Here is a 6,040-nt window from a genome sequence, read left to right on the forward strand (position 1 = left end):
ACAGCATGACTTTGATTTCCGGCAGCAGCCCCTGAACCTGTGTGTAATTTCGTTTCCGCATAACGATACCCCCTGATGTAGTCTATTTTCCTACATCAGGGGGTATTTTGTCACTGTCCGTTTTTACTGGTTCAGTTCAGAGGTCACATACCACTCCAGGGATGAGCTTGGCCTGCTCGCTGATAACGTGCGGACCGCGTTTGCCGACCTGAGTTCTTACATCTCTGACCTGAGCCGGGGGCTGTCCGCCGTTGCGGACAACGATCTGACGGTCCGGTCAGAGGTGGAGTACAAGGGCGATTTTATCGCGCTGAGAGACAATATCCAGCAGGTGATCTTCAACCTGAACCATACCCTGGGCAAAATCAATGAGGCCGCCGAGTCCGTGACGATGAGCTCGAAAAACGTGGCGAGCGGCGCCCAGATATTGAGCCAGGGCTGCGTGGAGCAGGAGATCTCCGTGGACAAATTGTCCGCAGTGGTCAACAGTATCCATGAGAACATGCAGGATGTGGCCCAGGATGCGGAACAGGCCGCCCAGAAGGCCAATGCAGTGGGCGACGAGATGACCGCCAGCAACAACGATATGAAGGAAATGATCCAGGCTATGGAGGATATTTCCAGAAGCTCCCAGGGGATCGAGAAAATCATCAAGACCATCGAGGATATTGCATTCCAGACCAACATTCTGGCGCTGAACGCCGCCGTGGAGGCCGCGCGCGCCGGCACGGCGGGGAAGGGCTTCGCCGTTGTGGCCGACGAGGTGCGCAGTCTGGCGGGAAAATCCGCCGAGGCGTCCCATGAGTCCACTGCATTGATCCAACGCTCCATGCAGGCCGTGAAAAACGGAACAAGGATCGCCGACCAAACCGCAAAGAGTCTGGTCACGGCGGTGTCGGGGGCGAAGGAGGTCATCGAGAGCATCGGCCATATCTCTGTGGCCGCGGCGGCTCAGGCGGAGCATCTGACCCAGGTGACCCAGGAGATCGACCATATCTCCCAGGTGGTGCAGAGCAACACGGCCACTGCCGGAGAAAACGCGGCGTCTGGGCAGGAGCTGGCCGGTCAGGCAGAGGTGCTCAAACGACTGGTGGCACAGTACAAATTGGATCAGGACATCATAGATGCGGGCGGAGTGCCGGGAATGGGACCGGCGTCGCTCCATCACAGGACCGACCCCTACGACTGACAGGCGCGCAGGCAAAGGCACAGAGTACATACAGGCAATCACAGAGAGAGCCCCGCGGCCCATGACAGGCCGCGGGGCTCTTTTTTGCCGCCCGATTTGCAGGGCGGGCGGCGCAGGAAGGGGCCCCGCCCAGCGGGGACCGGAGGGCATGAGAGGGCCGCCCGCCATAAAAGAAAGGGATCTTTTTTTGCAAAAGGCTTAACTTTCCTGAAATCGGGCCGATTACACCAGTGAGGGCAGCTTGGAGGGCGGCGGGGAGCCCCGCCCCTTCAGGTTGTCTCACCCCTTGGTTTCCGTCAATCTGCGCGCGCAGACTGATAGAAATAGATGTTCGGCGTCAAGGCCCGGGCGCAGTCCGGCCGGCTGCTTCCGCGGAGGAGACGCCCCCACCCAGACCTGTGTCAGCAAGGAGGCAGACACAGATATTTTTAAGGAGGAATGACCCAATGCGTATTCAGCACAATATTATGGCCATGAATGCCTACCGCAATTTTGGCAACAACACTTCCGCCCTCTCCAAGAACCTGGAGAAGCTCTCCTCCGGCTACAAGATCAACCGCGCCGGTGACGACGCCGCCGGTCTGGCCATTTCCGAGAAGATGCGGGCCCAGATCACTGGCCTGAAAGCCGCCCAGAAGAACGTGAAGGACGGCATCTCCCTGGTCAAGACCGCTGAGGGCGCCATGCAGGAGATCCACGATATGCTCAACCGCATGGACTACCTGGCCACCCAGTCCGCCAACGGCACCTACGACAATGAGGTGGACCGCGCCAACCTCCAGAAGGAGGTCGAGTCCCTCAAGTCCGAGATCGACCGCATCTCCAAGTCCGCCAACTTCAACGGCCAGAAGCTCCTGGACGGCTCCCTGGCGGCTAAGGGCGGCGCAGAAACTGTTAAAACGAACTTTGCAGGTACGACCACTCCTATTACTGCCCAAAATGGCGCTACCTTTAAGCAGGACATCACGGTGCAGGCCGGCACAGCAAACAAGGATGTTTCCCTGACTCTGAAATATCTGGACAAGGATGGCAATGTACAGGAGACCACTGTCAGCGCCACCCTTGGCGGAACTGCCACTGTGAAAGAGGTTGGTGAGGCTCTGGCTCCCGAGCTGCAGAAAGTGTTCGGCAATGACTATAAGGTGACAGCGGACACCTCGGGAAAAATTACCATTACCAATGCCAATGGCAATAGGGCAGACCAGACCCAGATCCTTTCCGTTGTCCAGAAGAATGACGGTAGTGTGACAGGTACCGCACCTACCATTGGCGCTTTGACAGCGGGTAAGGATGATGCCTTTACTGCCGCGCTTGCTACTGTCGATGTCACCAAGGAGAACTTCTTGGAGATCGACGGCCAGAAGTATCAGATTCTTACCCGCGGCAAGACGGCAGAAAACGGCGCTAAGGCTCTGTACGTCGACCAGAGCGCCGGAAATCTGAACGCGGATTCTGTTGCCCAGATCGTGGATCAGCTCAAGGATTACGGCGTGAACGCCTCTGTCAATGCGAAGACGAATACAAGCATCGACATTGCCAAGGCAACTGATGGCTCCAAGACTTCTGGTGGTATGAATCTCCAGATTGGCGACACCAGCGCCGACTATGAGCAGCTGACCGTATCTATCGGCAACATGGATTCCGCCTCTCTGGGCATCGGCGACCTAGACATCGGCACCCCCGAGGGGGCCCACGCCGCCATCGACAAGATCAAGGCCGCCATCAACACCGTCTCCGCCACCCGCGGCGACCTGGGCGCCATCCAGAACCGTCTGGAGCACACCCAGAATAACCTGTCCGTCATGACCGAGAACATCCAGGACGCCGAGTCCACCATCCGCGACACCGACGTGGCCGAGGAAATGATGGCTTACACCAAGAACAACATCCTCATCCAGTCCGCCCAGGCCATGCTGGCCCAGGCCAATCAGGTGCCCCAGGGCGTCCTCCAGCTGATGCAGTAAGAAACTGCCTGAGACGGCGTAATTGTTGTCCCGCCTGGGACAGCATGGCCGCCTGACCGGGAGCCCACGCGAGCCCAGCGAAGCGGGTCGCGTGGGGAGAGGAGGAGCAGCGAAGTGAACGAGCTTTGCCGCCTGCGGCGAAGCGAGGGATACGGAGCTTGCGACGACGAGGCCCAGGCCAATCAGGTGCCCCAGGGTGTGCTGCAGCTGATGCAGTAAGAAACTGCCTGAGACTTACGCAAAATAACAGAAAACAAGGAGCCGGGCTTTTGCCCGGCTCCTTGTTTTTTGCGCTTTGATGGGACGAGACAGCGGAAGACGAGGGGACGGGGGCGGAGGGACGGATTCTTCGGCTGCGCCTCAGAATGACGGGGTGAGGGGAAGGAATGACGAGGGAGGGGGAGTGACAGGGAAGGAGGCAGAATAACACCCACCTGCGTCATCTTGAGCGCCCACTTATGTCATCCTGAGCGCCAGCGAAGGATCCGTTTTTCTGGCCCTGACAGGACGGCGGAAGACGAGGGGACGGGGGCGGAGGGACGGATTCTTCGGCTTCGCCTCAGAATGACAGGGTGAGGGGAAGAGAACGGCGGGGGGAGGGGGAAAGTAGGACGATTTGACGGCGGGGCTTAATTTTTCGGGTGAGGTATCCGATATAAATAATAAAGACTGTCGTGGCGTCGCACCCGCTCCATGCCGGTCTGCGGGCAAGAACAGGGCCCAGGAGCGGGCGATCAGGCCAGTCGACAACCGAGAAAGGAAGCGTCTGATATGAAATATGAACTGACGAAGGATCTGGAAAGTGGAAACGCAATCATCGACGGAGAGCATCGGGAGCTGTTCCGCGCCGTCAACACCCTGATGGACGCCTGCGGAAAGGGACAGGGCCGCGCGGCTCTGGAGCCCGCCATCAAATTCCTGCTGGACTACGTGAACAAGCATTTTGCCCACGAGGAACAGCTCCAGGCCAAGAGCAATTACCCCGGCATGGCTGCCCATAAGCAGTTCCATGAGAAGTATAAGAGCAAGCTGCGGGAGATCGCCGACAAGATCCCCGCCGCCGGGCCCAGCGTGGCGGACGTGGGCGCGCTGAACGGCCACATTGCCGTGCTGGTGAGCCACATCAAGACCGAAGACAAGCGGCTGGGCGCGTTCCTGAAGGGCTGAGCCCGGCAGGAGCCAGCCTGTGAAATGACCCTCGTCCCACCAGAACAGGGGGCATCCGCTCAGAAAGACGGGCAAGCGCGCCCCATGTCCCCGCGCCCGAAGGCGGGGCTTTGGGGCGGTTCCCTGCCGACAACCAAAACGCACCGGGATGCTCAGCGGGCCCCGGTGCGTTTCCTGTCTGCTACGGCCCGACCAGCGCCCACATCCCATCCGCTTTTTTCTTGTCATTTACTTATTTTATGGAGAATTTCGCCGATTTAACAGATAGGATTTATTGTACTATGCTTCCGGCAGCAAACCGACGGCGCGGGAACGACCAAACAGAGATCCATTTTGTGCAGAATTCTTCTGGCGGAGGGGTTGACATTTTATGTGCAAACGGACATACTCGACCGACCGACCGACCGAGGGCGCACTTTCTCTTTTTTGACGGGTGGAGCCATGCCTGCGGCGCTTGGTCAGCTTCGGTACGGAGCGGCTGACGTGAGAACCAAGAGAGTGCAGGGGTGACCGCAATTATGGAGAAGTTCTGGGAGCACTACGAAAATCTGGACGAATATGTCTACGTCTCTGATATGGACAGCTATGAGCTGGTCTATATGAACCGAAAAGCGCGGGAGGCGTTCCATGTTCCTTCCATAGAAACCGTAATGGGCAAAAAATGCTATGAAGTGTTGCAGCAATGCGCAACCCCCTGCACCGTCTGCACCAATGCGGAGCTGACGCCCGGCGGCTTCAAGCGGTGGCGGTACTACAACGCCGTTCTCGACAAGCACCTGATTCTGTTCGACACCATGATCGCGGAGGACGGACGGCGTTACCGCATTGAGGTGGCCGTGAACGTCAACGACGAGGAAGAACGGGAAAAAGCATTGGACCGATATCAGAACCTGGAAATGCTGGTCAACAATGCCCTCGGCATTGCGCTGCAAAAGCCCACGCCGGACGAAACGATCCAGACCCTCCTGGAGCACCTCGGCCACATTCTGCGGGGGGAAAGAGCCTACATCTTTGAGCAAAATGAAGATGGCAGCGACGATAACACCTATGAATGGGTGGCGGCTGGAATCACCCCGCAAAAACAGAATCTCCAGCATGTGCCGCCGGAGGCCTGCGCATCCTGGTATCAGCAATTCCAGAAGCAGAGCCATGTCATCATTCGCGATCTGGAGACGATCCGGGAACAGGAACCCACACTGTACCAGGTGCTCAAGCCGCAGGGCATCCGCAGCCTTGTCGTGGTCCCACTGGAGATGGACGGAGCGGTCAGAGCATTTTACGGCGTGGACAACCCGCCCGCCGACACCCTAGAGGACACCATCGGGATTCTGCACATCATGGGGTATTTCATCACGGCGTCTCTGAAACGGCGGGGGCTCATGCGGAAGCTCCAGGACCTGAGCTATCGGGATCAGCAGACAAGGCTGGGGAACCGTTATGCGTTGCAACGCTTTGTGGAGGAATACTACGCGGAGGAGAGCCTGGGCGTGATGTTTTGCGACATCACAGGCTTGAAACGGGTCAATGACGAGCAGGGCCACAAGGCGGGCGATGAGATGATCGCCAAGGCGGCGGAGAGCCTGCAGGAGGTCTATGGCGAATACCAATGCTTCCGCTTTGGGGGCGACGAGCTGCTTGCGCTCTGCCTGGGGATCAGCGAGGAGGCAGCACGGGAAAAAGAGAGGCTTCTGAAGGCGGCTGCCCGGGAAAAGGGGACCGT

4 protein-coding genes are annotated in these 6,040 nt (G+C 58.4%); all 4 read left to right on the forward strand.

Annotated elements, in window-relative coordinates:
* Nucleotides 1-187 precede the first annotated feature (187 nt).
* Nucleotides 188-1,189, forward strand: a complete 1,002-nt coding sequence (locus Q0Y09_RS07365) for a methyl-accepting chemotaxis protein (RefSeq protein ID WP_297719842.1) — start codon at nt 188-190, stop codon at nt 1,187-1,189.
* 446 nt (nt 1,190-1,635) lie between these two features.
* Nucleotides 1,636-3,153, forward strand: coding sequence for a flagellin (locus Q0Y09_RS07370; protein WP_297719845.1), 1,518 nt, complete (start codon nt 1,636-1,638; stop codon nt 3,151-3,153).
* Between the two features lie 771 nt (nt 3,154-3,924).
* The gene (locus Q0Y09_RS07375) at nt 3,925-4,320 is read left to right on the forward strand and encodes a bacteriohemerythrin (RefSeq protein WP_297719848.1); all 396 of its coding nucleotides are present in this window, start codon (nt 3,925-3,927) and stop codon (nt 4,318-4,320) included.
* Between the two features lie 518 nt (nt 4,321-4,838).
* The coding region (locus tag Q0Y09_RS07380) for a GGDEF domain-containing protein (RefSeq protein WP_297719851.1) at nt 4,839-6,040 on the forward strand (1,202 nt) is incomplete at its 3' end.

The organism is Intestinimonas sp. (genome assembly GCF_026169115.1).
Lineage (GTDB): Bacteria > Bacillota > Clostridia > Oscillospirales > Oscillospiraceae > Intestinimonas.

Bases quoted from the DNA above. Each gene is read 5' to 3' on its own strand.
- Q0Y09_RS07370 (WP_297719845.1), top strand. From the start codon at position 1,636: ATGCGTATTCAGCACAATATTATGGCCATGAATGCCTACCGCAATTTT.
- Q0Y09_RS07375 (WP_297719848.1), top strand. From the start codon at position 3,925: ATGAAATATGAACTGACGAAGGATCTGGAAAGTGGAAACGCAATCATC.